Below are 27000 nucleotides of genomic sequence, written 5' to 3' on the forward strand. Positions count from 1 at the left end.
ATCACCCTCCGGACGCGGTGCGGGCAGCGCGGGCGGCGGCCGCCAGGGCGTCCAGCACCACGTCGTCCTCGTCGGGCAGCAGCGTCCGCACGTCCAGCAGCACGGCGTCGGCTTCGATGCGGCCGTACACCGGCGGCTCGTGGTCCCGCAGGACCCGGTCCAGGGTGTCCGCCGGCAGGGGGCCGCGCACCACCAGAGCGTACGACGGCAGATCCGCACCGGGCAGCGCACCCCCGCCCACGGCGGAGGTGGAGGCCCGGACGTCGGCCCGCCATCCGGGGGGCAGGACCGCCGCCGCCGCCTTCCGCAGCCGCTCCGCCCGCGCGCGCAGCGCCTCCGGGGACTGCGCCAGCATCCGCAGCACCGGCACCTGCTCCCAGACGGTGGCGGGATCGCGGTAGAGCGCGAGGGTGGCGGCCAGCGCGGCGTAGTCCAGTTTGTCCATCCGCACGGCCCGGGCCAGGGGGTGGGAACGGATCGCCTCCAGCCAGCGGGCGCGCCCCACGATCACCCCGGCCTGGGGCCCGCCCAGCAGCTTGTCGCCGCTGAAGGTGACCACATCGCACCCCGCAGCCACCGCCTCCTGGACGGTGGGCTCGGCGGGCAGGCCGCGCTCCCGCAGTTGTACCAGGCAGCCGCTGCCCAGGTCGTACATCACCGGTACCCCCACCCGCCGGCCCAGCGCCACCAGGTCGGAGGCGGGCACGTCGTGCACGAACCCCGTCAGGGCGAAGTTGCTGCGGTGGACCTTCAGCAACAGCGCCGTCTGGGGTGTCAGCGCCCGCTCGTAGTCCCGCAGGTAGGTCCGGTTGGTGGTTCCCACCTCCACCAGGACGGCGCCGCTCTGGGCCATCACGTCGGGCATGCGGAACGATCCGCCGATTTCCACCAGCTCGCCCCGGGAGACGATGACGTGCCGGCCGGCAGCCAGCGCGGTCAGGGCCAGCAGGACCGCCGCCGCGTTGTTGTTGACGGCCAGGGCGGCCTCGGCGCCGGTCAGGTCGCGCAGCAGGGGCTCCACGTGGTAATGCCGGCTGCCCCGGCCGCCGCTGTCGGGGTCGACCTCCAGGGTGCTGTAGCCGGACAGGACCTCCAGGACGGCGGCCCGCGCGGCCTCCGGCAGGGGCGCCCGGCCCAGGTTCGTGTGGAGGATCACCCCCGTGGCGTTCACGGCCCGCCTCAGGGTGAGGGCCGTCCGCCGCGCCGCCTGCGCCTGCACCTCGGCGGCCAGCGCGGGCAGGCTCATGTCCACCGGTTCCCCCCGCCGGGCGCGGGCGCGGATGTCTTCGACCACGTCCCGGGCGCAGGATACCACCACCGCCCGCGGAAGCCTCCCGCCGGCTGTCCGCTCCACCTCCTGGACCAGGCGTTCGACCGAGGGGATCTGGCGCAGGTCCGGCATCACGGTTCGCCCCCGAGAGCCCTGCCGGGCTGCCCGCTCCCTGACGGACCCACCTACCGGATCAGCGCGCCCAGGGCTGCCCCGACCGCCAGGACGACGGCGGTGACGATCACCAGGCGGCGCACGTCGGACCGCACCCGGGCCATCAGCTCCTCGTCGGTGAGCGGGCTGGGTCCGGCGGGGCCGGCGGACCGCAGGCGCCTGCCGCAGTTCCGGCAGACGATCTTGCCGGGCGGGTTGTCCGTACCGCAGTGGGCACACTTCACGGATCTTCCTCCTCCGACCTCAGGGGCCGGCTTCCTCCGCTTCCGCCGGCGGCGGGCCAGCCGGCAGCCGACCCCGGGCGCGCTCCCGCAGCCTCTCCACCGCCTCCCGGGGCACGTACTGGCTGCCGGGCGGGGTGCGGGTGGCCAGATCCCCTCCGTGAAAGTCCGTCCCTCCGGTGACCAGCAGCCCCAGCTCCGCCGCCAGGGCGAGGTAGTGCTCCACCATCGCGGGTGTGTGGTCGGGGTAGTACACCTCCAGCCCTTCCAGCCCCTCCCGCGCCAGGGTCCGGATGAGGTCGTCGCCCACGCCCCAGCCCGGGTGGGCGAGGACGGGGATGCCGCCGGCCCGGCGGACGACCCGGACCGCCTCCTGGGGGCTGACCGACACCCGCTCCACGTAGGCCGGACCGGACCGGCCGATGTACTTCTGGAACGCCTCCTCGGTGGTGGCCACCACGCCGGCTTCCACCAGCGCCCGCGCCACATGGGGGCGGCCGACGGCCCCGCCGGCGAGCGCCCGCACCCGGGCGAAGTCCAGCGGGATGCCCAGGGCGTGGAGCTTCTCCACCATGCGCTCCGCCCGCCGCTCCCGGCCGTCGCGGAGGCGGCGGAGGAACTCCTGGAACCACGCCTCGTGGTGGTGCACAAAGTACCCCAGGACGTGGACGTCGCCGGCGTCGGTGTCGGTGTTGATCTCCACCGCCGGAATGACCTCCACCCCCAGACGGGCACCGGCCGCGCGGGCGGGATCCACGCCATCGGTGGTGTCGTGGTCGGCCACCGCCAGCACCTCGACCCCGTGCTGCCGGGCCAGGGCCACCAGGTCGGCGGGAGGGAGCAGTCCGTCGGAGGCGGTGGTGTGGGTGTGCAGGTCAATCCGCATCGCCGGACTCCACCTCGGCCACCCGGAGGATCTGCCGCGCCCGCCCCGTGGCCTCGTCCACCTCCACCGCCACCGCGTTGAGCTGGGCGGGGCCTCCGGCCACCTCGAAGCGCACCGGCAGCTGGGTGAGGAATCGTTCCAGGATCCGCGACCGGTCCATGCCGATGATGCCATCCCGAGGTCCGGTCATGCCCACGTCGGTGATGTAGGCCGTGCCTCCCGGCAGGATCCTCTCGTCGGCGGTCTGGACGTGGGTGTGGGTCCCCAGGACGGCGCTGACCTGCCCGTCCAGGTACCAGGCCAGGGCCTGTTTTTCGCTGGTGGCCTCGGCGTGGAAGTCCACCACGATGACGGGGGTGCGCTCCCGCAGGCGGTCCACCTCGGCCCGGGCGACGCGGAAGGGGTCGTCCAGCTCGCCCATGAACACCCGGCCCATCAGGTTGACCACCCCCACCGCCCGCCCCGCGCGCGTCCCGACCAGCGCGCTTCCCCGCCCGGGCACTCCCGGAGGGTAGTTGGCGGGGCGCAGGATGCGGGGGTCGCTGTCCAGCAGCTCGTAGGCCTCCCGGATCTGCCAGGTGTGATTGCCGCCGGTGATGACGTCCACGCCGGCGGCGAACAGCTCGTCGGCCACCGCGGCGTTGATCCCGCTGCCGCCCGCGGCATTCTCGCCGTTGGCGATGACCAGGTCCGCGCCGTGCTGGCGGCGCAGCGCGGGCAGCCGGGCCGCCAGAATCCGCCGCCCCGGGCGGCCGTGGACGTCTCCCACGAAGAGGATGCGCATCGCGCGAGACGTCAGGGACGGGGGATCAGGCGCGTGCGCCTGACCCCCCATCCCCGATCCCCGATCCCGGCGCCGGACCCCATCAGCGCGCGTACTCCACCACGCGCGTTTCCCGCAGCACGGTCACCTTGATCTGGCCCGGATACTCCATCTCCTCCTCGATTTTCCGGGCCACGTCCCGCGCCAGCGCCTGGGCGCCCAGGTCGTCCACCTCGTTGGGGCGCACGATCACCCGCACCTCGCGGCCGGCCTGGATGGCATAGGCCTTGTCCACCCCCGGGAAGGAGGCAGCGATGCGCTCCAGGCTCTCCAGACGCTTGACGTACATCTCGGCGGTTTCCTTGCGGGCCCCGGGCCGGCTGGCCGAGATGGCGTCGGCGGCGGCCACCAGGATGGCCTCCAGGCAGCGGGCTTCCTCGTCGCCGTGGTGGTAGCTGATGGCGTTGAGGACCTCCGGGGGCTCGTGGTAGCGCCGGCAGATGTCCACGCCGATGGCGCTGTGGGTCCCCTCCACCTCGTGGGTGAGGGCCTTGCCGATGTCGTGCAGCAGCCCGGCGCGTCGGGCCAGCTGGGCGTTGGCGCCCAGCAGGTCGGCCATCAGCCCGGCCAGCAGCGCCACCTCCACGGAGTGCTGGAGCAGGTTCTGGCCGTAGGAGTATCGGAACCGCAGGCGGCCCAGCAGTTTGATCTCCTCCGGGTGCAGGCCGTGCACTCCCGCCTCAAAGGCGGCCCGCTCCCCCTCCTCCCGGATCCGCTGGTCCAGCTCCCGCTGGGACTTCTCCACCACCTCCTCGATACGGGCGGGGTGGATCCGGCCGTCGGCGATGAGCTTCTCCAGGGCGATCTTGGCGATCTCGCGGCGGATCGGGTCGAAGGACGAGAGGGTCACCGCCTCGGGGGTGTCGTCGATGATGAAGTCGACGCCCGTCAGCCCTTCCAGGGTGCGGATGTTCCGCCCCTCCCGGCCGATGATGCGCCCCTTGAGGTCATCGTTGGGCAGCGGCACCACCGACACGGTCACCTCTGCCGTGTGGTCGGCGGCGCACCGCTGGATGGCCAGGGCGATGATCTCCCGGGCGCGCCGGTCCGCCTCCTCCCGGGCTTCGGTCTCGATCTTCTTGATGATCTTGAGGGCGTCGGAGCGCGCCTGCTCCTCCACCTGGCGCAGCAACTGCTCCCGCGCCTGGTCGGCCGTCAGGCCCGACAGGCGCTCCAGCTCCTGCTGGTGGCGGGCCAGCAGCGCCGCCGCTTCCTCGCGGGCCCGGGCGATCTCCTGCTCTCGGGCGGCAAGTGCCTTCTGCTGCTGTTCGAGGGCCTCCGACTTCCGCTCCAGGGATTCTTCGCGCTGTTCCAGCCGTCGCTCAAGACGCTGAAGCTCGGCCCGCTGCTCGCGGATCTCGCGCTCCGCCTCGCGCTTGATGCGGAACGCCTCGTCCTTGGCCTCAACGATAACCTCCCGCTTCTTCGCCTCGGCCTCTTTGCTGGCCTGCTCGATGATCCGACGGGCGGCCTCTTCGGCCGATCGAATCCGCGCCTCGGCGACGTACCTGCGCAGCAGATATCCCAGGAGGAACCCCACGAACCCCGCCAGAGCGATGTACAGCACGGGGGACGATGCGATGGCGGGTCACCTCCTCTGGGATTGTCGATGTACGTCGCGCGCGCCTCTCACCTCGTTGGGCGATGTCTAGCGCACTGCCGTACAGGTTATTGTAGCCCCGCGCAAAAAAGGGTGTCAATTCGCGGGCTTGCCTCGCCCGAGGGGCGCCGCTACCCGTCCAGAGGCTGCTCCCACAGGGGACCCACCGCCGCCGGGGCCGGCTCGGCCGCGGGGGCAGCCGCCCCCGACCGAGGAGGCAGGACCAGCAGGCGGTCGGCCACCGCGTCGAAGTGCCGCGTACAGGTGAACAGGACGACCTGGTAGGAGGCGGCCAGGGTGCGCAGCAGCCGCGCCGCCAGCGCCCGGCGCTCTTCGTCGAACGTGATGAAGGGATCATCAAACAGCAGTGGCGGCCGCCGTCCCCCCGCCAGCACGTCCACCAGGGCCAGTCGGGCGGCCAGGTAGACCAGGTCCACCGTCCCCCGGCTGAGGGCGGGCTCCCGGGCCTCCACCCACCCGCCGGCGTCGGGGGACCACACGGACAGGGTCAGCGTGTCCTGGTCCACGGCCAGGCGGTCGTAGCGCCCTCCGGACAGCACGCGCAGGTACTCTCCGGCCTGGCGCTCCATGACCTCCCGCAGGGGGACCTGGGCCTGGCGGCGCGCATCCATCAGGCCCTCCAGCGCCGCGGTGTATACCGCGTGGCGGTGGCGCAGACGCTCCAGGCAGTCCCGGGCCTCGGCCAGCTCCTCTTCCGCCGCGGCCAGGGCGTCGGATTCCACCGCATGGCGTTCCAGCTCGACCAGCAGGCGGCGTTCGGCGTCCTGCATCTCCGCCGCGGCCTGTTCCAGCCGGCGCACCTCCTGCTCCAGGGACGTCAGTTCCAGGGGGGTCAGCCGCCGGGACACGACGTCGGGGGAGCGCAGCTGCTCCTGCAGGGCGAAGGCGTCCCGGCGCACCGTGGCCCATCGGGCAGTGATCTCCTCGTCGGTCCGCCCGGCCCGCAGCTCCTGCAGGAACTGGACCAGCTGGGCGCGGGTCGTGACCAGGTCGCGGTAGCGCTGGGCCCGCTGTTCCGCTTCCTGGACGGTGGCGCACCCCACCTGCTGCAGACGCGCCGCCAGCTCGGCCCGGGCGTCCCGCAGGGCGCGGTCCAGGTCCAGCAGGCGCCGTTCCCGCTCCTGCCGGCGGATCTCCGCCCGCTGGCGTTCGCGCGCGGACCGCGCCAGCTTCCAGGATCCCAGCAGCAGGGCCGCGACTCCCACGCCGGCGGCGGCCGCCGCGGCCAGCGGGCGGGCCAGACCCGCCACCGCCGCCGCGGCGCCGGCGGCGGCCAGGACCGCCCCGGCGCCCAGCGCGATGCGCCAGAGGCGCGCTTCCCGGGCCGGCTCATCGTCGGCCGCGCGCTCGATCTCCCGCCGCAGCATGCCCGCCTCCATCTCCAGAATGGCGGCGCGCTCGGAGAGTTTGCGGGCGGCCGCGACGACGTCGGGCGCGGGCAAGCCGCCAGCGGTGGCGGCTTCCAGTTCACCATCCACGGCGGCGAGGCGGGTCAGCGTGTCCTCGATGGCCCGCACCTGCTCTTCCAGCATGGCCTCCTCGCGGCGCAGGCCCTCCAGCTGCTGCTGCCACGCCACGATCTGGCGGTTGATCTCGAGCAGCGCGCGCTTGCGGGCCAGGTCCTCCGCCACCGCGGTCAGCCGTCTGCGGAGCTCCTGCAGGTCCGCCTGCAGCCGCGCCGCCGCCGCGGCGCTGTCGCGCAGCCGCGCCACCCGGTCCTGCAGATCGTCCACCCGGATCTCCCAGCGACGGAGCTCTCCCGGCTCCCGGGCGGGGGCGCGGACGCCCCGCTCCAAGGCCCGCAGGTGCTGTTCCAGGCGGCGGATGGCGGTGGCCACGTCTTCGCCTCCCCCGCCGACGATCCGCCCCAGTTCCCGGGCGATGCTGGTGATGTGGATCCGCTCCAGCTCGGCCTGGGCCACGTGGGCGGTGGCGTCGAACACCTTGTCGGAGGCCAGGCCCAGCTGGGCCACCAGCCGCTCCTGCACGCTCTTGTGCTGCTCCCAGGTCCGCCCGGCGTCGTCCCGCAAGAGGGTGCGACGCTGGGCGAAGTCCTTGATCAGGGTGTAGTGGCGGCCGTCGATCTCCAGGTCCAGTTCCAGGACCGGGGGGTCGCCCGCTCCCCAGGCGCGGTACCGGTCACGCTCCTGGGCCGAGGTGGTGGCGGGATTGCCGAACAGGGCCGTGTGGATCGCCGCCCGCAGGGAGGACTTGCCCGCCTCGTTGGGGCCCACCACCACGGTGACGCCGCGGGCAAACTCAAAAGGCTCCTCGGGCAGCCCCAGAAAACGTCGGGCGCGCAGGCGGCGGAGGATCACGCCAGTACCTCCCGGCCCTGCAGCAGGGCCACCCCCACCTGCAGCGCTTCCTCGAGGATGGGCCGCTGCGCGTCGTCGGCGGCGGCGAGGCGGTCCCGCATCACCCGCACGAACCGCCCCAGGACGCTGTCGGCAGGCAGGGCGTCCAGCTCCTCGTCGGCGAGCTGGATCTGGGCGCGCCACCGCACCCGCAGCCGGAAGAACCGGTCGGCGTACTCGCGCTCCCAGGCGGCGGGGTCCACCACCCGGTGCACCGGCACCAGGCCGGTGAGGACCACGTCGCACACGGTATCGGCGTCGGCGGCGGCGTCCAGCCGGGCGCGCACGGCGGCGTCGTCGGCGTCCGACAGGTCGATGACCACCCGCCGGTACCGCCGGCGGCCCACCGGCACCGGCCGGACCGCGGCCTGCCCGGGAGCCGCGATGTCCACCCGCAGGACGCAGCCGGGCCCTTCCTGGTCGACCGCCAGCAGCTCGGGGGCCCCGGAGTACCATGCCGCCGTGGGCGGGCCCACCACTTCCTGGGCGGAGTGCCAGTCCCCCAGCGCCAGGTAGTCCAGACCCAGCTCGCGGATCTCCAGGGGGTGGATGACGCCGGGGGTTTCCACCTGTCCGGGCCGGAAGACAGACCCGTGGGTGACCCCGACGGCGACCCGGGTCGTCCGCTGACGCGGCCAGCCCCTGAGGGGGCTGTCGGACCGGCCGGGATCGGCGGACCGGCCCACCACGGTCACGTCCAGCTCGGGCAGGACATGGGTCTGCACCTCCCGCCCGAAGACCATCACGCGCGGCCCCAGCGCGCCCAGGCGGTCGGCGGCGCCGATGCGGCCGTCGGCGCCGACGTCGTGGTTGCCGCCCGCGACCGCCACCCCGATGCCCCGTTCGATCAGCCGCCGGAACTGCCGGACCACCTCGTCCACGGTGGCGGGCGCGGGGCGTGGACTGTCGAACAGGTCGCCGGCGACCAGCACCAGGTGCACCTGGTCGGCCAGGGCCAGATCGACCGCGCGCTCGAGGGCCTGCGCCAGGGCCCGCCGCTGCGACGCCCCCTGGGTTCCCAGGGCGGCGAACGCCCGTCCCAGGTGCACGTCGGCGAGATGCAGCAGGCGGATCATTCGTCCAGCTCCGGATCGCCCGAGGCGGTGTACGGGCAGATGGAGGCAAACGCGCAGTACCGGCATGCCTGGTAGTAGTCGGGCGTGGCCCCGAAGCGGCCTGCGCGGATGCCGGCGGCCACCCGCTCGATGACCTCGGCGGTGCGGGCCATCAGATCCTGGTCGGGGACGGTCGTCCCCACCAGGACACCCCGGGGACCGAGGAAGTGCAGTTCCAGGCGGGTCGGCAGGATCCCGTAGACCTCCCGGTAGGCCAGGGCGTAGATGGCCAGCTGCAGGCTCTCCCGGGCCCGGCGGTCGGCGTCCTTCTGGGCGCGCACGTCCGAGGTTTTGAAGTCAATCAACACCACCTCGTCCCCGCGCAGGTCCACCCGGTCCCATCGCCCCTTGACGCGGGTCAACCCCACCTGGAAAGAGAACGGCGCTTCCACGAACGTGGGGACGTGGCCGGAGGCCTCCTGGAACTCCACAAAGCGGGTCAGTACCTCTTTCCCTTCGGCCAGGCGCTGATCCTCGTGCTCGCGGCTGATGAAGCCCTCGCTGACCCACGCCCGCTCGAAGTGGGCCAGCACGTCCTCCAGGGTCACCGGCTGGCGGCGCGCCCGGCGCCGGTGATACTCGCGGATCGCCTCGTGGATGGCTGAGCCGTAGACCACCCGGTGATCGCGGAGCAGCGGCACCCGCAGGATGTGGGTGTACTTGTACTTCAGGGGGCACAGTTCGTAGTCATCCACCTGCCGGTAGGACAGCAGCAGCGGCTGGTCGGGCGGAAGGACTCCTTCCAGGGACTGCTGGCCCGCCGCCGGCGGAGCGTGGCGGTGGATGGCCTCTGCGGGGGAGGCCGTCATTGCCGCCCCCTCCGGCCGGGGCAGGTCCAGAGCCTCCAGGACGAACCGGCTGACCTTGCGGGGCCGCGCCCCGCCGTAGTCCCGGGCGCTGGTCAGGAACAGTTCCCGCTGGGCGCGGGTCATCCCGACGTAGAACAGCCGCCGCTCCTCCTGCAGGTGGGCGTCGCCGGAAGGCAGGATATCCTTGACCAGCGCGTCGGGCAGCGGGATGGGCTCGCCCCGGTGGCGGGTGGGGAAGCGGTCGGCCACGCAGCTGACCAGGAACACCACCGGGAACTCCAGCCCCTTGGCCTTGTGCACCGTCAGGACGTTGACCGCGTCCTGGTCCAGGTCGGCCTCGGCCACGGCGGGATCGTCGCCGGCCTCGATGAGGTCATCCATGTGCTGGACGAACTCCGGCACCCGGTCGTAGGCGGCGATCTCCCCGTAGCGGGCCACCAGGTCGAAAAAGCGCGCCAGGTTGGCTACCCGGACCTCGTCGTCGGGCAGGCCGCTGGCGGCCAGCCGCCGGATGTAGCCGGTGCGGTTGACCAGGTATTCATACAGGACGCGTCCGGTGGGGTGGTCGACCATCATCCGGCGCATCGCGTCCAGGTCCTCAAGCAGCTTGGCGATGGCGGCGCGGCTTTCCAGGGAGAGTTCCTCGGCCAGCTCGGGGGCGGCGTCCAGGTGGCGGAAGACGTGCTCCAGGGTCCGGTTCTTGCGGTCGGCGTAGCTGAGTGCCCGGGCCATGTCGGTGGCGTCCACCAGGTACAGGGGGGACACGCCCAGGTAGAACAGGCTGAGGTTGTCCTGCGGGCGGGCCAGGACCCGCAGGAAGGCCAGCGCCAGGCGGATCTCCTCCCGGGCATACAACCCCCGGCTGCCGGTGAACCGGTACGGGATGCCCCGCATGTTCAGCGCCCGCAAGAACGGGTCGGCGTCGGCGTTGCTGCGCACCAGGATGGCGACGTCCCGGTACCGCCAGGTTCCCGCCTCCACCTGGCTGGCGATCTGGCGGGCCACCCAGTCGGCCTCGCTGCTGAGGGTATCCAGGTGCACGTGGCGGGGAGGCGTCCCCCCGGGGCGGACCGCCCGCAGGCGCTTGTCCAGCCGGTGGCGGACCTCCAGGCGGTCGGGGTTATTGTGCTGGATGAGCCGGTAGGCGGCGTCCAGGATCGGCTGGGTGGAGCGGTAGTTGGTGGTGAGGACCACCTGGGTGGCGTGGGGGTAGGTGTCCAGGAAGGTGAGGATGTTGCTGATGGCGGCACCCCGGAACTTGTAGATGGACTGGTCGTCGTCGCCCACCACCGTGATGTTCTGGGGGCCGCCGTCGGCCAGCAGGCGCACCAGCTGGAACTGGGCGTAGTTGGTGTCCTGGAATTCGTCCACCAGGATGTAGCGGAACCGCTCCCGGAAGGCCCGCAGAACGGCGGGATGTTCGCGGAACAGCCGGAGGGTCAGGGTGATCAGATCACCGAAGTCCACCAGCCCTTCCCGGGCCAGCAGCTCCTGGTAGCGCTGGTAGGCCAGGGCCAGTTCCATCTGCTGGCGGGCCAGGTCCTGCAGCTCCCGGTCGTGCGGAGCCGCCGCGGCCGATGCGGCCACCCGTTCGGCGAAGGCGCGGTATTCGGCGGGGCTGACGTCCTCATCCTTGGCGCGGGAGAACAGTGTCAGCAGGGCCTCCAGGTGCCGGGTGGGATCGCCCAGAGGGCGGTAGACGTCCAGGGGCAGGTCGAACAGGTGCTGGCGGAGGAAGACCACCTGCTCGGCGCGGGTCAGCACCCGGAAGTCCGGACGCAGGCCCAGAGCCAGGGCGTGCTCCCGCAGGACCCGGTCCCCGAAGGCGTGAAAGGTGCTGATCCACACGTCGGTGTACCCGTAGGGGACCAGGACGTCCACGCGCTCTTCCATCTCGGCGGCGGCCTTGTCGGTGAAGGTGAGGGCCAGGATCTCCGACGGCCGCGCCCGGCGAGTGGCGATGAGCCAGGCGATGCGGCGGGTGATGACCTGGGTCTTGCCGGTGCCGGCCCCGGCCACGATCAGCAGGGGGCCGGTCTCGTGGGTGACCGCCCGCCGCTGCTCGTCGTTGAGGTCGGCCAGGATCCGCTCGACCGGTCCCTCCGCCGGCCGTTCCTCCCCCAGGGCCAGCGTCAGCTGGCCAGACGACGGCGGGTCGGCCAGGCGGGGATCGGTCATGGCGACGGCTCGAGGGCACGGCCGAACAGGTCCCGCAGCACCCGGGCGACGATGCTCGTGGCGAATCCCCGGCGCAGCAGCACGCCGGCCAGGCGCCGGGATGCCACCTCTGCGGGCAATCCCCGGTACCGCCGCAGGCGCGCGGAGGCGACGTGGCGCGCCAGCGTCAGCTCATCCCCGGCGGGCAGAGCCTGGGCCAGGACCGCCTCCACCACGTCCCGGGCCACCCCCCGGGTGGCGAGCTCGTACCGGAGGCGCACGCGGCCCGAGGGGCGCAGGGCCAGCCGATCGCGGACCCAGGCGTCGGCAAACCGCCGGTCGTCTACCAGCCCCCGCGCGCGCAGTTCCCCGATCACGGCGCTGACGGTGGGGTCGGGCAGCCCCCGCCGGAGCAGCCGCTCGCGCAGCTCCCGTTCGCTGCGGGGGCGCACCGCCAGCAGGCGCCGGGCGGCCTCGGAGGCGGCCAGGTGGAGGGACCGCTCCCGCACCGCCCGCAGGAGCGCGTCGTCGATCTCCACCCCGGGGTGCAGGTCCAGGGCGGCGACATCGTCGGCCCGCAGCCGGAACGTCGCCCCGGTGTCCAGGTCCACGCGCACGGACCCTCCGCGGCCCCGGAGCGGACGGACCTGCCTGACCCTCACGGGTGCCCTCCGGACGGGTTAGGTGCGGCCTTTAGCCGGCTCCCGGGCCGGCGGCGCGTCCCGGACCTCGGCGGGGGCGGGCTTGAGCAGCCCCAGCTGCGCCCGCACCCTCCGCTCGATCTCGCGCGCCACCTCCGGGTTGGCCTCCAGGAAGTCGCGGGCGTTGTCCCGCCCCTGGCCCAGCTTCATCTCGCCGAAGGCGAACCACGTGCCGGTGCGCTGGACGATGCCGTGGGCGGTAGCGACGTCCAGGATGCTGGCGGCGCGGGAGATGCCCTGCCCGTAGATGATGTCCACCTCGGCCTCGCGGAACGGCGGGGCCAGCTTGTTCTTGACCACCTTGATCCGGGCCCGCATCCCCCGGATCTCTTCGCCCACCTTGATGTTCTCGGTCCGCCGGATCTCCATGCGCACCGACGCGTAGAACTTCAGGGCGCGCCCGCCGGTGGTGGTCTCGGGGTTGCCGAACATGACGCCGATCTTCTCGCGGATCTGGTTGATGAAGACCACCGTGGTGCGGGAGCGGCTGATGGCGCCGACCAGCTTGCGCAGGGCCTGGGACATCAGGCGGGCCTGCAGGCCCACGTGGGCGTCGCCCATGTCGCCTTCCAGCTCGGCCTTGGGCACCAGGGCGGCCACCGAGTCCACCACGATGACGTCCACCGCCCCGCTGCGGACCAGCATCTCGGCGATCTCCAGCGCCTGCTCGCCCGAGTCCGGCTGGGAGATCAGCAGGCTGTCCACGTCCACCCCCACGGCCCGGGCGTAGTTGGGATCCATGGCGTGCTCGGCGTCGATGAAGGCGGCCACGCCGCCCTCCCGCTGCGCCTCGGCCATGATGTGATAGCCCAGCGTGGTCTTGCCGGAGGACTCCGGCCCGTAGACCTCCACGACCCGTCCTCGGGGGACGCCGCCGACGCCCAGGGCGACGTCCAGGGCCAGGGCCCCGGTGGGGATCACGTCCACGGCCAGGCGGCTGGTGGCCTCCCCCAGCCGCATGATGGAGCCCTTGCCGAACTGCTTTTCGATCTGGGTGAGGGCCAGATCCAGCGCCCGCTGCTTCTCGTTCATCTGCCGGCCTCCCGCCCGCGCCTCTGGGTCCGGCCCTGGCCGGGACGCGGGTCGCATGAGATTACTGATCCCGAGTTCGCGCGCAGTCTACCAAACGTTTGTTCGCTTGTCAATAGCCACCCCGGGCCGACCTCGTCTACTAGTTCTCGTGGGTCTCCAGGCTGACCTCCTCAAGCCGTGTGTATACAGGCCCCTGGGGGGTCAGGGTGCTCTCCATGACGCAGATCGTCCTGACGGTCTGGGTCCCGATCTCGACGTCCCTGTAGCGGGTGAGGGCCCTGACCACGTCCCCCCACTGGCGGGCGTCCCTCACCCGCGCCAGGGTCAGATGGGGCCGGAAGCGGCGGTCCTCGGGGGGAAAGTGGTACCGGGCCAGGCGCTCGTCCAGCCGGCGTGCCAGCGCGTCCAGGTGCTCGGCCCCGTCCTCGACTCCCACCCACACCACCTGCGGACGCTGCAGGCTGGGAAACGCTCCCAGGCGGCGCAGGGTGATGGCAAACGGCGCGACTCCCCGGGCCGCCTCCCGGGTGGCAATCTTGGCCAGCGCGACCTGGGCGGGGGTGATCTCGCCCAGAAAGCGCAGCGTGAAGTGCAGGCTGGCAGGCTTCACCCACCTGATCCGGGCGCCGGCGTCCTCCAGGGCCCGCTGGGCGGCCACCACCGCGTCATGCAGCGCGGGGTCCAGCTCCACGGCGATGAAGATGCGGTGGCGGGGGGTCATCGGCGCAGCAGATGGAGCCGCAGGGCGTTGAGGGCGGCCTGGGAGGCGAGAAAGCGGATGCCCTCCCTACCCGCTTCCGCTCCCAGCTGCAACCGGCGCGTGTCCACGCCCTCCGGGTGGGCCAGGGACAGGAACACCAGCCCCACGGGCTTGTCGGGGGTGCCCCCGGTGGGGCCGGCGATGCCCGTCAGTCCCACGCCCAGGGTGGCCCCCGCCCGCGCGCGCACGGCGGAGGCCATGGCCTCCGCCACCTCGGCGCTGACCGCGCCATGCCGGCGGAGCATCCCGGGGTCGACTCCGAGGTCGCGGACCTTGGCGTCGTTGCTGTAAGCCACGACGCCCAGCAGAAAATAGGCCGAGCTGCCGGGGACCGACGTCAGCCTCTGGCTCACCAGGCCGCCGGTGCAGGACTCCGCCACGGCCACCGTGACCCCCCGCGCGGTCAGCAGCGACGCGGTGACCGCTTCCAGCGTCTGGTCGTCGGTGCCGTAGACCAGGTCGCCCAGGCGCTCGCGGACCAGCGCCTCTCCACGGTCCAGGGCTGCGGCCACATCCTCGGGGCGGCCCTTGGCGGTCAGCCGCAGGTGCACCTCGCCGAGCTTGGCGTAGGGCGCGATGGTGGGCTGGGTGGCGGACAGCAGGTCCTTGATGCGGGCCTCGACCGCCGACTCCCCTTCCCCGGTGACCCGCAGTACCCGGGAGCGGATGACGATCCCGCCGGTGCGCTGGCGCAGCAGGGGCAGCAGGTAGGACTCGACCATGCCCTGCATCTCGTAGGGGACGCCCGGCATGATGACGATGTCGCGCCCGTCGTCCTGGAGGTGAATGCCCGGCGCCGTGCCGCGGGCGTTGGGGATCACCTGGGCGCCGCGGGGCACCAGGGCCTGCTTGTACACCGTCTCGGGCGGGGTGCGCCCGCGCGAGGCGAAGAAGCGGCGGATGTGTTCGGCCACCTCGGGATCGCGGACCAGCTCCCGCCCCAGGGCGGCGGCCACGGCCTCGACGGTCAGGTCGTCTTCGGTGGGCCCCAGGCCGCCCGTCATCACGACGAGGTCGGCCCGGCTCAGGGCCAGCCGCAGCGCCTCCCGGATCCGGGCAGGGTTGTCCCCCACCGTCTGGCGGCAGTGCACGTCCACGCCCACTTCGGCCAGACGCTGCCCCAGGTAGGCGGCATTGGTGTCCACGATCTGGCCCAGCAGCAGCTCGGTGCCGACGGAGATGATCTCTGCGCGCATCTGTCGGTCCTGCGGAATCCGGGATCAGAGACCCGGGATCAGAGAGTACGGCGACTGAGCCGCCACCTACCTGCCCTCCGCGGTGAACGTCTGCTCCCACACCCGCCGGCCGGAGGGAGGCCGGACGGGCCGGCCGTCCACCAGGACCGTCACCGCCGGCGCGTTGCCCACCCGGACCGTGAGGCTGCGCTCGCCGGTCCAGGTGCGACGATCGCCCGCGCGCAGGAAGCCGGTGAAGACTTCCCGGCCGTCGGCCAGGACCCGCAGCCACGACAGGCCCACGGCCTGCACCGTCACCTCCACGCCGGACGACGGCGGGCGGATGACCGGCGCGGGCTCGGGTGCGGCCGGCGCGGGCGCCGGTGGCCGGGGGGCAGGCTCCGGCGCGGGCCGGGGCGGCTCTCCCACCGCCGCGGGGACCGGGGTCTGGAACTGGCGCAGCTGCTGGTAGCCGATGTATGCGAGGACGCCCACGACGGTCAGCACGATGACAGAGGCCGTCAGGAGGATCCGCCGCAGCCGCGAGGGCCGCGTGGCCGGGCGGATGGGGACTTCCGCCTGCACCGGCCCGATCAGGGGAGGCGCCGGCCCGCCGAGCACCTGCGCGGTCTCCGCCAGCAGGTCGTCGGGATCCAGCCCCAGCGCGCGGGCGTAGGCCCGCAGGTACCCGCGGGCGTACGCTCTGCCGGGCAGGCGGTCGAACTGCTCCTCTTCCAGAGCCTGCAGGTAGCCGGCGCGGATGCGGGTCTGGGCGGAGGCGGCGGCCAGCGAGAGGCCCCGCGCCTCGCGCGCGGCGCGCAGGCGCTCGCCGATCCCCAGCGGCTTGCGGGGGGACGGGGCGGGTTCGGGCACGGTCTCCCTCTTCCACCGGCCCGCCACCCTCTCCTCCGCCGCTCGATCGGCGGTCAGCCGGCGAGGGCTGTGGCGATCTCGGCGGCCAGCGCCGCGTTGGCCCGCAGAAGCGCCAGGTTCGCCCGCAGCGACCTCCCGCCGGTCAGCTCGGCCAGCGCCGCCAGGAGAAAGGGCGTGAGGTCGCCCCCGCGGACGCCCGCGGCCTCCGCCTTCCGGACGGCCGCCGCGACCGCCTGCTCCACCTCCTCGGATGTCAGGGCGTCCTGGGCGGGCACGGGCTGGGCCACCACCAGGGCGCTGCGCCGTCCCAGCGCGCGGTGGGCCCGCCAGATGGCCGCGGCCTGCGCGGGCGAGTCGATGCGGGCCGGCGCCGGCAGGCCGCTGTCCGGAGCGTAGAAGTAGGGGAACCGGTCGGTGCGGTAGGCCACCACCGTGACACCGGCGGTGTCCAGGTACTCCAGGGTCCGGGCCACGTCGCAGATGGCCTTGGCCCCGGAGCAGACCACCACCACCGGGTGCGCGGCCAGAGCCCCCAGGTCAGCCGAGATGTCCCCGGTGCGCTCGGCACCCAGGTGCACTCCGCCGATGCCGCCGGTGCTTACCACCTGGATGCCCACGCGCTCGGCCACGATCACGGTGGCGGAGACGGTAGTGCCACCGCAGGCTTCCCGGGCCACCGCCACCGGCAGATCCCGGGCGGCGACCTTCATCACCCCGGGGCGCAGCAGCCGGGCGAGGTCCTCCCCGGAGGCGCCCACGCGGATCCGGCCGTCCACCACCGCGATCACCGCGGGGACGGCGCCGCCGTCCCGTACCGCCTGGTGCATCCGGGCGGCGGAGTGCAGCGCCAGGTCGCCCGGCAGGCCGTGGGAGATCACCGCGGACTCCAGGGCCACCACCGGCTGCCCGGCGGCCAGGGCCCGGTCCACATCGGCCGAGACGTCAAGGGGAGGCGGCCAGTCCGGCATGGGCGCGCAGGGCGGCCAGGTTGAGTTCGGGATGGGTGCTGCCTTCCACGGTCACCGTCACCGCGCCGGCGGCAGCGGCCAGGGCCGCCGCCTCGCGCTCGGGCAGGCCAGACAGCAGCGCGTAGACGACGACCGCGGCCACCGCGTCTCCCGCCCCGGTGGGGTCGGCGACGGTCACGGGCGGCGCGGGCGCGCGGTGGACATCCTGTCCGGCCCACATCACGCCGTCTTCTCCCACCGTCACCACCACGGTGCGGGGTCCGCGCTCCCGCAGGACCGCCGCCGCCCGGGCGGCGTCCTCGGTCCCGGCCAGGACCGCCGCCTCGCGGGCGCTGCAGACCAGCGCATCCGCCCGGGACAGGTGCGGGAGCAGCCGCCCGGCCTTGGCGGGGGAGACCGCCAGCAGGCACAACATCCCCCGCCGCGGCAGTTCCACGGCGGCCGCCAGCGTCGGCGGCGACAGGTTGGCATCGGCGACCAGAACGCGGGCGGTGCGCACCGCGGCTGCCTGGGGACGCAGGTGCTCCGGAGTGAGGGCTTCCGCCGCCACCATCTGCGACACCGCGTACAGTACCCGTCCGCCCGACATCACCGCCACGTAGGCGTTGGGCCGGGCGTCCACGGCCACCACCCCGGAAACGTCCACGCCGGCGCGGGCTGTAGCCGCGACCACCTGGTCGGACAGCGGGTCCGATCCCACCCCCGCCACCAGCCGGACCGGCACGCCCAGCCGCGCCAGGTTCTCGGCCACGTTGCGTGCGGCGCCTCCCGCTCCCAGGCGCACGCGGCCCGGCGTGCTCACGCCTGCGGGCAACGGGTCGGCCGCCGCCACCACGTCGGCGTTGCACCCGCCCACGACCACCACGGCCGGCGGATGTCCCTTCCGCCGGTTGCTATCCGGGCGGGACGGGCGGGGATCCATCGTCGTGGGTCATTCGGCGCGGTGTCCGGACTTCCCCGCCATCCGCCCTCGCAGGTATTGGGCATCCCCGCGCCGTAGTGGGGAGGTGGTGCAGCTCCGCTGCCCCAATCCGGACTGCCCACGGGAGGGACGACGCGATGAGGTCACGACTGTGGCTGTTGCTCCTCCTGCTCGCGGGTGCGTCGCTGGTCGCCCAGGCCCTGCCGCCCCGGGCGGCCCAGGCGGCGCCCCGGACGTTCAAGATCGCCGTGGTGTCCGACGTGGGAGGTCGCGGGGACCTCTCCTTCAACGATATGGCCTTCAAGGGAGGCGAGGACGCCGAGCGGGACTTTGGCGTCCAGATGGTGGAGCTGGTCAGCAAGGTGGAAGCCGATTACGTGCCCAACCTCACCACCGCCGCCCGGGACCCCCAGGTTCAGCTGATCGTGGGGGTGGGCTTCCTGCTCAGCGACGCTCTGGCCCAGGTGGCCCGGCGCTTCCCCCAGAAGAACTTCGTGGGGATTGATACGTTCGCCCAGTCCATCGTCAAGGAGAAGTTCCCCGCCCAGTACCCGCTGCCCAACCTGATGGACATCGTCTACGAGGAACACAAGGGCAGCGCGCTGGTGGGAGCCCTGGGCGCGCTGCTGGCGGCCCAGTACAACAAGCCGCACATCGGCGGGGTCTTCGGCATCGAGATCCCCGTCCTGTGGAAGTTTGAGATCGGCTACAAGTGGGGCGCCCGGTGGGCCGCCCTGTGGCTGCAGAAGGGCAAGCCGGACAAGGTCTTCAAGTACCACAAGGACTTCGTCCTGTGGACCTACACCGGCACCTTCAGCGACATCCCCAAGGGCTACGCCGCCGCCAAGGCCATGTACGCCAAGGACGCGGTGGCGGTCTACAACATTGCCGGCCCCCTGGGGCTGGGCATCAACCAGGCCGTGCAGGAGATCGCCCGGGCCCAGGGGCTGCGCATGGGGCCGCCGTTCTGGATCGGCGTGGACGCCAACCAGGACTGGATCAACCCCGGCTTCGTCATCGCCAGCATGATGAAGCGCGTGGACCGGGGCGTGTACTACGCCACCAAGTTCGTCCGGGACGGGCGGTTCCGGGATCTGGTCAAGCAGACCAACGGCGTGCTGACCCTGGGCATCGGGACCAAGGTGGCCGGGGAGCTGACCGAAGGGATCTCGATCAGCACCCTCGATGATCTGGACGAGTTCGTGCAGATGGGCGTGCGGGCGGAGAAGCTGACCGGCAAGAAGGTCCTGCCGGCGCCGCCCGACCAGATCCGGGCCCGGGTCAAAGCCATGCGGGACGCCCAGCCGGCGTGGATCTGGAACGCGGTGGCCGAACTGGAGCGCAAGGTCCGCAATGGCGAGGTGACTGTGCCGCTGGTCGTCACCAAGCCCGACATCGAGAAGTGGCGCAACGAGCTGGGGTCCGCCCCCCTCTTCCGGCCGGCGGCGGGCCTCCCGGTGGGCGCTCCCTGATCGATCCGCGCGGGCCGATGGCGCACGGGGCAGGCCGGACGGGCGGTTTGCCGGACCGGCCTGCCCCGCCGTGTGTGGGGATGGGCGGGCGGGGCGCGGAGGGGTGATGGACCAGGCCCCCCGCATCGAGATGCGGGCCATCCACAAGGTCTACCCCGACGGGACCGTGGCTCTGCGGGGGGTGGACTTCACCCTGGAGCCGGGGGAGATCGTCGCCCTGCTCGGCGAGAACGGGGCCGGCAAGACCACCCTGATGAAGATCCTCTCGGGCCTGCTGCGCCCCACCCGCGGGCAGATCGTGGTGGACGGGCGGCCGGTGCAGTTCGCCAACCCCTCCGACGCGCTGCGGGAGGGGATCGGCATGGTCCACCAGGCGTTCACCCTGGTGCCCCCCTTCACTGCGCTGGAGAACATCATCCTCGGCCGGGAGGGAGCCGCCCCTCTGGCGCCCCTGCGCGTCGACGCCGCGCGGGCCCAGGTGGCCGCCCTCATGGAGCAGACGGGGTTGACCGTGCCCCTGGACGTGCCGGTCGAGTCGCTGCCCGTGGGGGTCCAGCAGCGGGTGGAGATCCTCAAGGTCCTGTACCGGGGCAGCCGCGTGCTGATCCTGGATGAGCCCACCTCCGCCCTCACCCCGGCGGAGGTCGCCGACCTGTTCGGCTTCCTGCGGGGGCTGCGGCGGACCGGCCGGTCCATCGTCTTCATCTCCCACAAGCTCCGGGAAGCCCTGGAAATCTCCGACCGGGTGGTGGTGCTGCGCCTAGGACGGGTGGCCGGAGAGGTGCCCACCGCCCAGGCCACCCCCGAGCGCCTGGCCGAGCTGATGGTGGGCCGGGCGGTCGTCCCGCGGGTGAGCCGCAGCCCGCGCCAGCCCGGGGAGCCGGTGCTGGAGGTACGGGGCCTGGTGGTCCTCAACGACCAGGGCGCGGTCGCGGTGCGCGACCTCTCCTTCGTGGTGCGCAGCGGGGAGATCTTCGGCATTGCCGGCGTGGAGGGCAACGGCCAGAGCGAGCTGGTGCAGGTTCTCACGGGACTGCGCCGCCCGCACGCCGGGGAGATCCTGCTGGGAGGGGAGCCCGCGCCGGCGCTGCAGCCGCTGGCCCTGTACCGGCGGGGTCTGGGCCACGTGCCCGAGGATAAGGCGCGTTTCGGGCTGGCGCTGAACTTCGACGTGACCGAAAACGCCCTCCTCAGCCGCCAGCGGGAGCCGGCGTTTCAGGGCCCGGGCGGGCGGCTGAACGGCCGCGCCGTGCTGTCCTACGTGCGGGAGCTGGTCGAGCGCTTTGCGGTGGTGACGCCGTCCCTGCGCGCGCCGGTGCGCAGCCTCAGCGGGGGCAACCAGCAGCGGCTGCTGGTGGGGCGGGAGCTCAGCAAGCAGCCCCGGCTGATCGTGGCCATGCACCCTACCCGCGGGCTGGACGTCGCCAGCACCCTGGCCATCCGCGAGGTGCTGGTGCGGATGCGGGACGAGGGCAAAGGCGTGCTGCTGGTCTCGGCCGACCTCGACGAGGTCCTGGAGCTGGCCGACCGGATTGCCGTCATGTACGAGGGGCGCTTCCTGGGCGAGGGTCCGGTGGAGGCGTTCACCCGCGAAGAGATCGGTCTGATGATGGGGGGCGTCCTGCCCCGCCGCCACGATGAGCTGGCCGCGCCTGCCGCGCCCTCTGAGTGAAGCCGTCGCCACCGTCGCCCTCGGCCTGCTGGCCGGGGCGGTCCTGATGCGGGCGTTCGGCTACTCCCCTCTGGTCGCCTACCGGGCGCTCCTGGTCGGCGCCTTCGGCAGCACCGCGGACATCCTGGAAACCCTGGCGTTCGCCACCCCCTTGATGCTGACCGCCCTCACGTTCGCCGTCGGCGTGCGGGCGGGTCTGTTCAACATCGGCGCCGAGGGCCAGATGTACCTGGGCGCGATCGGCGCCACCTTCGTGGCGGGGATGCTGCACCTGCCCCCGGGGCTGCACGCAGCCGGCGCCACCGCCGCCGGGATGGCCGCCGGCGCCCTGTGGGCCCTGATCCCGGGGGTGCTGAAGGTGTGGCGGGGGGCCCACGAGGTCATCTCCACCATCATGACCAACTGGGTGGCCTTCCACCTGTCCACCTACCTGGCCATCAACTTCCTGGGCGAACCCGGCCGGGCCGAGCGGACCGTGCCGGCCCTGCCGGGGGCGCGCTACCCGGTCCTCAGCGAGGACAGCACCCTCACTGCCGTCATCTTCGTGGCCGTGGCGATGGCGGTGGCGGTGTACCTGTACCTGTGGGGGACCCGTCAGGGCTACGAGCTGCGCCTGGCCGGCGAAAACCCCGACGCCGCCCGCTACGCGGGGGTGCACGCCGGGCGGGTGGTGGTCGGCAGCTTCGTCATCGGGGGGATGGCCGCCGGGCTGGCCGGCGCCAGCCAGATCATCGGGCGGCCGCCGGCGTGGTCGCTGTACGCGACGCTGGGCAACGTGGCCACCCTGGGCTTTGACGGCATCGGGGTGGCGCTGGTGGGCCGCAATCACCCCCTGGGGGCGATCCTGGCGGCGGTGCTGTTCGGCGCGCTGGCCCACGGAGGCCGGCTGATGGAGTACGAGGCCGGCGTCCTGTCGGAACTGGTGCGGGCCATCAACGGCCTGATCGTGATCGCCCTGGCCGCCCCCGAACTGTGGGCGCTGCTGAGCCGGAGGTGGCGGCGGTGATCGTCCGCCGGCTGGGGCTGGCCGTGGCCGCCGTGGCGGGGGTGGCGGCGGTCGGGGGGCTGCTGGACCGGGTGGGGCTGCCCCCGGTGTCGCTGCTGGAGGCGGGGCTGCTGGCCATGACTCCCCTGGCGCTGGCGGCGGTGGGCGAGTGCCTGAACGAAAAGGCCGGGGTGGTGAACATCGGCCTGGAGGCCATCTTCATGATCAGCGCCACCACCGGGGTGTGGACCGCCGAGGTCTTCAACAGCGGCGTGATGGGCCTGGCCGGCGGCGGCGTCACCGGCGCGGTGGTGGGGTGGGCCCTGGGGGCCGTCAGCGTGTACGGCCGCGCCGACCAGATCATCGCGGGCATGGGGTTGAACATCTTCGCCCTGGGCTTTGTGCCGTTTCTGCTGATCAGCCTGTGGGCGTTTCCCGGCATCCACCTCTTCCCCAACGAGCTGATGGTGCGCCGCATCCTGACCCCCCTGGGCCAGATCAGCCCCGTGACCGTGGCCGCCGTGGTGGTGGCGGTGGCCGCGCACTATCTGCTGCACCGTACGGTCCTGGGCTTCCGGATCACCGCGGTGGGCGAGCGGCCGGAGGCGGTGGACGTGGCGGGGCTGCGGGTGGACCGGCTGCGGGTGCTGACCAGCACCCTGGGCGGCGCGCTGGCCGGGGTGGGCGGGGCGTTTCTGCCCCTGGGCTGGTTCGGGGCGCTGGTGAAGGAGATCTCGGCCGGGCGGGGCTTCATCGCCCTGGCCTGCGTGGTCTTTGCCGGGCTGGAGCCGCTGCTGGCCCTGGGGGCGGCGCTGCTGTTCGGGCTGGCGGACGGCTTCGCCTCGGCGGTGGCTGTCACTCCGGGGGTGAAGGAGCGGATCCCCTTTTACTTCGTGAGCATGATCCCCTATCTCACCACCCTGGTGGTGGTGGCGGCGGTGATCGGCCGCCGGCGCTTTCCCAGCACCGTGGGCCGGCCCTACGCCCGCGAGTGAGCGTGGGCGGGGCCGGTCAGGACTTCTTGAGCAGCCGCTCCAGCTCGTCCAGACCCACCAGGACCTCCCGGGGGTTGCTGCCCTGGGCGGGGCCGACGATGCCGCGTTCTTCCAGCTGGTCCACCAGGCGGGCCGCCCGCACGTAGCCGATCTTCATCTTGCGCTGCAGCAGCGACACCGAGCCGTACCCCGCCCGCACCACCAGGCGGGCGGCCTCCTCCAGCAGGGCGTCCCCGTCGCCGTCGCCGGACTCGGTGGCCTGCTCGGCGGCCAGCAGGTCCTGGTCGAACGCCGGGCGGCCCTGGGCCTTCCACCAGGCGACCAGCGCCTGGATCTCGCTGTCGGCGATGAACGCGCCCTGGGCGCGGGTGGGCCGCGCCGCCCCGATGGGCAGAAACAGCATGTCCCCCTTGCCCAGCAGTTTTTCGGCGCCCGGCGCGTCCAGGATGGTGCGGCTGTCCACCTGGCTGCTGACGGCAAAAGCGATCCGGGAGGGGATGTTGGCCTTGATGAGGCCCGTGATCACGTCCACCGACGGCCGCTGGGTGGCCACCACCAGGTGGATGCCGGTGGCCCGGGTCATCTGGGCCAGCCGGCAGATGACGTCCTCGAAGTCGGCGGGGGCCACCATCATCAGGTCGGCCAGCTCGTCCACCACGATGACGATGTAGGGCAGCCGTTCCCCGCCCGGGATCTGGTTGTAGGTCTGGATGTTGCGGGTGCCGGTGGCCGCAAACCGCTCGAAGCGCTCTTCCATCTCCCGCAGCATCTCCCGCAGGGCGCCGGCGGCGGCCCGGGGGTTGGTCACCACCGGGGCCAGCAGGTGCGGGATGTTGGCATAGTGGGCGAACTCCACCCGCTTGGGGTCGATGAGCAGCAGCCGCAGGTCCAAAGGCGTGCACCGGAACAGCAGCCCGGCGATGATGGCGTTGAGCATCACCGACTTGCCCGACCCCGTGGCGCCCGCAATCAGCAGGTGGGGCATCTCGGTCAGGTCGGCGACGATGGGATGGCCGGCGATGTCCTTGCCCAGGGCCACCACCAGGGGACCCTGGGCGCGCTGGTACTCCTCGCTGCCGAGGATCTCTTTGATGTGCACCAGGGCCGTCTTCTGGTTGGGGACCTCGATGCCCACCGCCGACCGGCCCGGGATGGGACCCTCGATGCGCACGCTGCCGCTGGCCAGGGCGAGGGCGATGTCGTTAGCCAGGCTGCTGATCTTGCCCACCCGCACCCCCGGCGCCGGCTGGACCTCAAAGCGGGTCACCACCGGCCCCTGCTCCCAGCGCACGACCTTGACCTCCACCCCGAAGCTGGCCAGGGTCTGCTCCAGCAGGCGCGCCGTCTCGGCGGGGTCGGAGCGGCTGCGGCCGCGAGACGCCGCCGGCAGGTCTGCCAGCAGCGACAGCGGCGGCAGCGCGTAGCCGCCGGTGGGCACCTGCAGGTCCAGGGACTCCTGCTGGGCCTGCGCCGGAGGCTGGCCGGACCCGCGGCCCCTCCGGGCAGACCGGGCCCGCGCCGGTGCGGGCGGAGGCTCCAGGTTCTCCGTCGCCCGCCCGACCACGGGAGGAGCCTCCGGGGCTGGAGCGGGAGTGGCGGACGCGGGCGCCGGAGACGCGGGATGTGACAGAGCCGATTCCACGACCCGCGCGCGCTCGGCCACCACCGCCCGCGCGCGACGTCCGGCGTCCGCGACCCGGCGGGCGGAGGCGACCACCCCGTCAACCACGGCCGCCGCCAGCGCCCGCGCGGCCACGCCCAGGGCCGCCGTCGCTGCCACCACCCCTCGGACGACGGACGTCAGGCCCATCAGAGCCGCGCCGACCGCCCACCGCAGGGCGGCCCACGCCCCTGCGACGACCACGGCCAGGTCGAACCGACCGGCCCACAGGACCCCCCATGCGGCCAGCAGGGACAGGGCCACCCAGGCGCCGAGATGTCCCAGAGCGCGGCGCAGGCCCCACAGGAGGGCCCCTCCCACAAGGCCGGCCCCTCCACCCCGCAGCCCTTCGGCCAGTTCCGCCCCGGCCGGCACGCGTGCGTGGATGGCCCCCGCCGCCGCGGTCGCCACCAGCGCCACCCCGGCCGCCCGGAGGCCGGTCCCGGACCGGCCCGGTGCGACCAGGAGGGCGATCCCCCCTACGGCCAGGCTGGCGGGAATCAGCCAGGCCAGGCGCCCCAGCAGCAGCCGCTGAACTCGTCCCAGGACCTCGGCCACCCCGGTGGCCCCGGGCACAAAGGACAGCGCCAGCACCAGTCCCCCGACCAGCAGGATCGCGCCCGCCGACCGGGCGCGGGAGCGGGACCGTTTCCTGCGCGCCACGCTACCGTCCTCCTCCGATGACCAGTACCACCGCGCCGGCGGCCACGCAGTAGATGCCGAAGTACCGCAGCTGGCCCCGGCGCACCGCCCACAGCAGCCAGCGGATGGCAGCCGCGCCGCTGGCCAGCGAGACGGCAAAGCCGACCAGCAACTGCGCCGGAGTATAGCCCATCGCCTCGCCCAGGGAAAGGTCCGCCAGCCCCACCAGACCCGCCCCCGCCACCGCCGGGATAGCCGCCAGGAACGACAGCCGGGCAGCGTCATCACGCCGCATCCCCCGCCACAGGGCGGCGGCGATGGTGGTGCCCGAGCGCGACAGGCCCGGGATGATGGAGGCGGCCTGGGCCAACCCGACGGCGACCCCGTCGGCGGCGGTCGCGTCAGTCCAGGCGCGGCCGCTGCGCTCCCGCGCCACCAGGAGGATGAGGCCCGTGGCCATCAGCTGCACGGCGGTGCCGCGCACCGAGCTGAACATCCGCTCCAGCGGGTCCCGGAAGGCGAGGCCGAGGGCGGCGGTGATGGCGGTGATCAGAATGATCACCCAGGCCACGCGCCCGTAGGCTACCAGGGCCGGGTCCGACCGCCGCTGCACCGACAATACCCACCCTGCCACCAGGCGGCGGACGTCGCCCCAGAACAGGATTGCCGCGGCGGCGGCGGTACCCAGGTGCAGGACCGCCTCCAGGAGGATGCCCGGCCGGCGGATTCCCAGCAGCGCTTCGGCAAACAGCAGATGGGCGGTGCTGCTGACCGGGAGAAACTCGGTGAAGCCCTGGACCAGGCCCAGGACAACCATGTTCAGCACGTGCGCGCTCCGACGAGTGGTACGGCGTCAGGCGAATTGGTGTTCGAGGGGACGTTCGGTGCGGAACCGCAGCCTTCCTCCCCTGCCCGACGGGTCATCTCCGCCGAGGAAGGGGGGCATCCAGCCCGCTTTCGCGCGACACTGGCGGGCTCACGTTCGCGCGAATGTGAGCAGTCGGGCTCCTCCCCCGATGCCGCCCGTCGTACTGTCGCGCGAAAGCGCCACAAGCGACGCTCGCTTTCGCGCGACAGCGCCGGCCTGTCCGGCGGTCGGAGGACGAGCGGGGACGCCGGGGTCGGACGGCGAGGCCGGCGAAGGCAGAAGCCCCTGGAGCCTGCGGATGGGGCAGGACCGGGCCATCGGGCGGCCAACTGAACTGGTGGAATTTGGTCCCTACCCCGATGCCGGATACCGCCCCGCGACGCGCTTCCCGCTCCCGGCTGGACTTCGGCCGGGCCATCGAGACACTGCGCACTTCCCGCGGCCTCTCCCGGGAGGAGCTGGCACGCCTGGCCCGCATCTCCCGCTCGTATCTCCACGAGGTCGAGCGGGGCCTCAAGCGCCCGTCGGCGGACATCCTGGCCCGGCTGGCCCGGGCGCTGGGGGTCGGAAGCGCCGCCCTCATGCAGTACGTCGAGGAAATCTCCGCCCCGCCCGACGACGACCGCCTGGTCGCCGTGCAGCTACCCCTGCGCGGCGGGCGGCCGCTCCCGCTGTTCGAGCCGGGAGGCTCCGGTGGCCGGGACAGCGGGTCGCCGGACCGGGAGGCGCTTGTGGTGGCCGAGCTGCTGGTCATCGCACGGCGGCTGTCGCCCGCCGACCGGGCGGCCCTGCTGGCTCTGGCGCGGCACTTGCTCCTCCGGTCCTCCCGGGAGAAGGGCTAA

The 27000-nt window shown here is 73.1% G+C and carries 22 protein-coding genes; 5 read left to right on the forward strand and 17 right to left on the reverse strand.

The window, feature by feature from the left end; genetic code table 11:
- Position 1: 1 nt before the first annotated feature.
- From selA to RB150_03315, 15 genes are all read right to left on the reverse strand, one after another.
- Positions 2-1402 carry an L-seryl-tRNA(Sec) selenium transferase gene (gene selA / locus RB150_03245; protein ID MDQ7819556.1) on the reverse strand — a complete coding sequence of 467 codons (1401 nt, stop codon included), beginning with the start codon at positions 1400-1402 and terminating at the stop codon, positions 2-4.
- Between the two features lie 53 nt (positions 1403-1455).
- Positions 1456-1668: a hypothetical protein gene (locus RB150_03250; GenBank protein MDQ7819557.1), complete on the reverse strand. Its 213-nt coding sequence runs from the start codon at positions 1666-1668 to the stop codon at positions 1456-1458.
- Positions 1669-1687: 19 nt separating this feature from the next.
- A complete protein-coding gene (locus tag RB150_03255; protein MDQ7819558.1) occupies positions 1688-2551 on the reverse strand; it encodes a PHP domain-containing protein in 864 nt (287 codons plus the stop codon).
- The gene (locus RB150_03260; protein ID MDQ7819559.1) at positions 2541-3335 is read right to left on the reverse strand and encodes a TIGR00282 family metallophosphoesterase; all 795 of its coding nucleotides are present in this window, start codon (positions 3333-3335) and stop codon (positions 2541-2543) included. Before RB150_03260 ends, RB150_03255 begins: the two co-directional genes overlap by 11 nt.
- An 82-nt stretch (positions 3336-3417) precedes the next feature.
- On the reverse strand, positions 3418-4941 hold the full coding sequence (rny, locus tag RB150_03265; protein ID MDQ7819560.1) for a ribonuclease Y: 1524 nt from the start codon (positions 4939-4941) through the stop codon (positions 3418-3420).
- Between the two features lie 164 nt (positions 4942-5105).
- A complete protein-coding gene (locus RB150_03270; protein MDQ7819561.1) occupies positions 5106-7313 on the reverse strand; it encodes an AAA family ATPase in 2208 nt (735 codons plus the stop codon).
- Positions 7310-8428: a DNA repair exonuclease gene (locus RB150_03275; GenBank protein ID MDQ7819562.1), complete on the reverse strand. Its 1119-nt coding sequence runs from the start codon at positions 8426-8428 to the stop codon at positions 7310-7312. Before RB150_03275 ends, RB150_03270 begins: the two co-directional genes overlap by 4 nt.
- Entirely contained in the window at positions 8425-11454 is a 3030-nt protein-coding gene (locus RB150_03280) for an ATP-dependent DNA helicase (protein MDQ7819563.1), read from the reverse strand. The genes RB150_03275 and RB150_03280 overlap by 4 nt, the downstream gene beginning before the upstream one ends.
- The gene (locus RB150_03285; GenBank protein ID MDQ7819564.1) at positions 11451-12050 is read right to left on the reverse strand and encodes a regulatory protein RecX; all 600 of its coding nucleotides are present in this window, start codon (positions 12048-12050) and stop codon (positions 11451-11453) included. Before RB150_03285 ends, RB150_03280 begins: the two co-directional genes overlap by 4 nt.
- A 63-nt stretch (positions 12051-12113) precedes the next feature.
- Positions 12114-13166, reverse strand: coding sequence for a recombinase RecA (gene recA / locus RB150_03290; GenBank protein ID MDQ7819565.1), 1053 nt, complete (start codon positions 13164-13166; stop codon positions 12114-12116).
- 139 nt (positions 13167-13305) lie between these two features.
- Positions 13306-13887 carry an RNA 2',3'-cyclic phosphodiesterase gene (thpR, locus tag RB150_03295; GenBank protein ID MDQ7819566.1) on the reverse strand — a complete coding sequence of 194 codons (582 nt, stop codon included), beginning with the start codon at positions 13885-13887 and terminating at the stop codon, positions 13306-13308.
- The gene (locus tag RB150_03300; GenBank protein ID MDQ7819567.1) at positions 13884-15122 is read right to left on the reverse strand and encodes a competence/damage-inducible protein A; all 1239 of its coding nucleotides are present in this window, start codon (positions 15120-15122) and stop codon (positions 13884-13886) included. The genes thpR and RB150_03300 overlap by 4 nt, the downstream gene beginning before the upstream one ends.
- 66 nt (positions 15123-15188) lie before the next feature.
- Complete coding sequence (locus tag RB150_03305) at positions 15189-16001, reverse strand: DUF4115 domain-containing protein (GenBank protein MDQ7819568.1); 813 nt, start codon at positions 15999-16001, stop codon at positions 15189-15191.
- Positions 16002-16027: 26 nt separating this feature from the next.
- Positions 16028-16942 carry a pseudouridine-5'-phosphate glycosidase gene (locus RB150_03310; protein ID MDQ7819569.1) on the reverse strand — a complete coding sequence of 305 codons (915 nt, stop codon included), beginning with the start codon at positions 16940-16942 and terminating at the stop codon, positions 16028-16030.
- Entirely contained in the window at positions 16917-17807 is an 891-nt protein-coding gene (locus RB150_03315) for a PfkB family carbohydrate kinase (GenBank protein ID MDQ7819570.1), read from the reverse strand. The genes RB150_03310 and RB150_03315 overlap by 26 nt, the downstream gene beginning before the upstream one ends.
- A 194-nt stretch (positions 17808-18001) precedes the next feature.
- Here RB150_03315 and RB150_03320 point away from each other — a divergent pair, with 194 nt between their 5' ends.
- From RB150_03320 to RB150_03335, 4 genes are all read left to right on the forward strand, one after another.
- Entirely contained in the window at positions 18002-19336 is a 1335-nt protein-coding gene (locus tag RB150_03320; GenBank protein ID MDQ7819571.1) for a BMP family ABC transporter substrate-binding protein, read from the forward strand.
- A 106-nt stretch (positions 19337-19442) separates the two neighbouring features.
- Positions 19443-21008 carry an ABC transporter ATP-binding protein gene (locus RB150_03325; protein MDQ7819572.1) on the forward strand — a complete coding sequence of 522 codons (1566 nt, stop codon included), beginning with the start codon at positions 19443-19445 and terminating at the stop codon, positions 21006-21008.
- The gene (locus tag RB150_03330; protein ID MDQ7819573.1) at positions 20974-22014 is read left to right on the forward strand and encodes an ABC transporter permease; all 1041 of its coding nucleotides are present in this window, start codon (positions 20974-20976) and stop codon (positions 22012-22014) included. The genes RB150_03325 and RB150_03330 overlap by 35 nt, the downstream gene beginning before the upstream one ends.
- Positions 22011-22988: an ABC transporter permease gene (locus tag RB150_03335; GenBank protein MDQ7819574.1), complete on the forward strand. Its 978-nt coding sequence runs from the start codon at positions 22011-22013 to the stop codon at positions 22986-22988. Before RB150_03330 ends, RB150_03335 begins: the two co-directional genes overlap by 4 nt.
- Positions 22989-23004: 16 nt before the next feature.
- Here RB150_03335 and RB150_03340 read toward each other — a convergent pair whose 3' ends face one another.
- The gene (locus RB150_03340) at positions 23005-25311 is read right to left on the reverse strand and encodes a DNA translocase FtsK (GenBank protein MDQ7819575.1); all 2307 of its coding nucleotides are present in this window, start codon (positions 25309-25311) and stop codon (positions 23005-23007) included.
- Between the two features lies 1 nt (position 25312).
- Positions 25313-26107, reverse strand: a complete 795-nt coding sequence (locus RB150_03345; GenBank protein ID MDQ7819576.1) for an undecaprenyl-diphosphate phosphatase — start codon at positions 26105-26107, stop codon at positions 25313-25315.
- Positions 26108-26517: 410 nt separating this feature from the next.
- On the opposite strand from RB150_03345, the gene RB150_03350 reads away from it, so the two are divergent.
- Positions 26518-27000, forward strand: a complete 483-nt coding sequence (locus RB150_03350; GenBank protein MDQ7819577.1) for a helix-turn-helix transcriptional regulator — start codon at positions 26518-26520, stop codon at positions 26998-27000.

The sequence above is a fragment of the Armatimonadota bacterium genome, from assembly GCA_031081675.1.
GTDB lineage: Bacteria > Sysuimicrobiota > Sysuimicrobiia > Sysuimicrobiales > Kaftiobacteriaceae > Calidihabitans > Calidihabitans tengchongensis.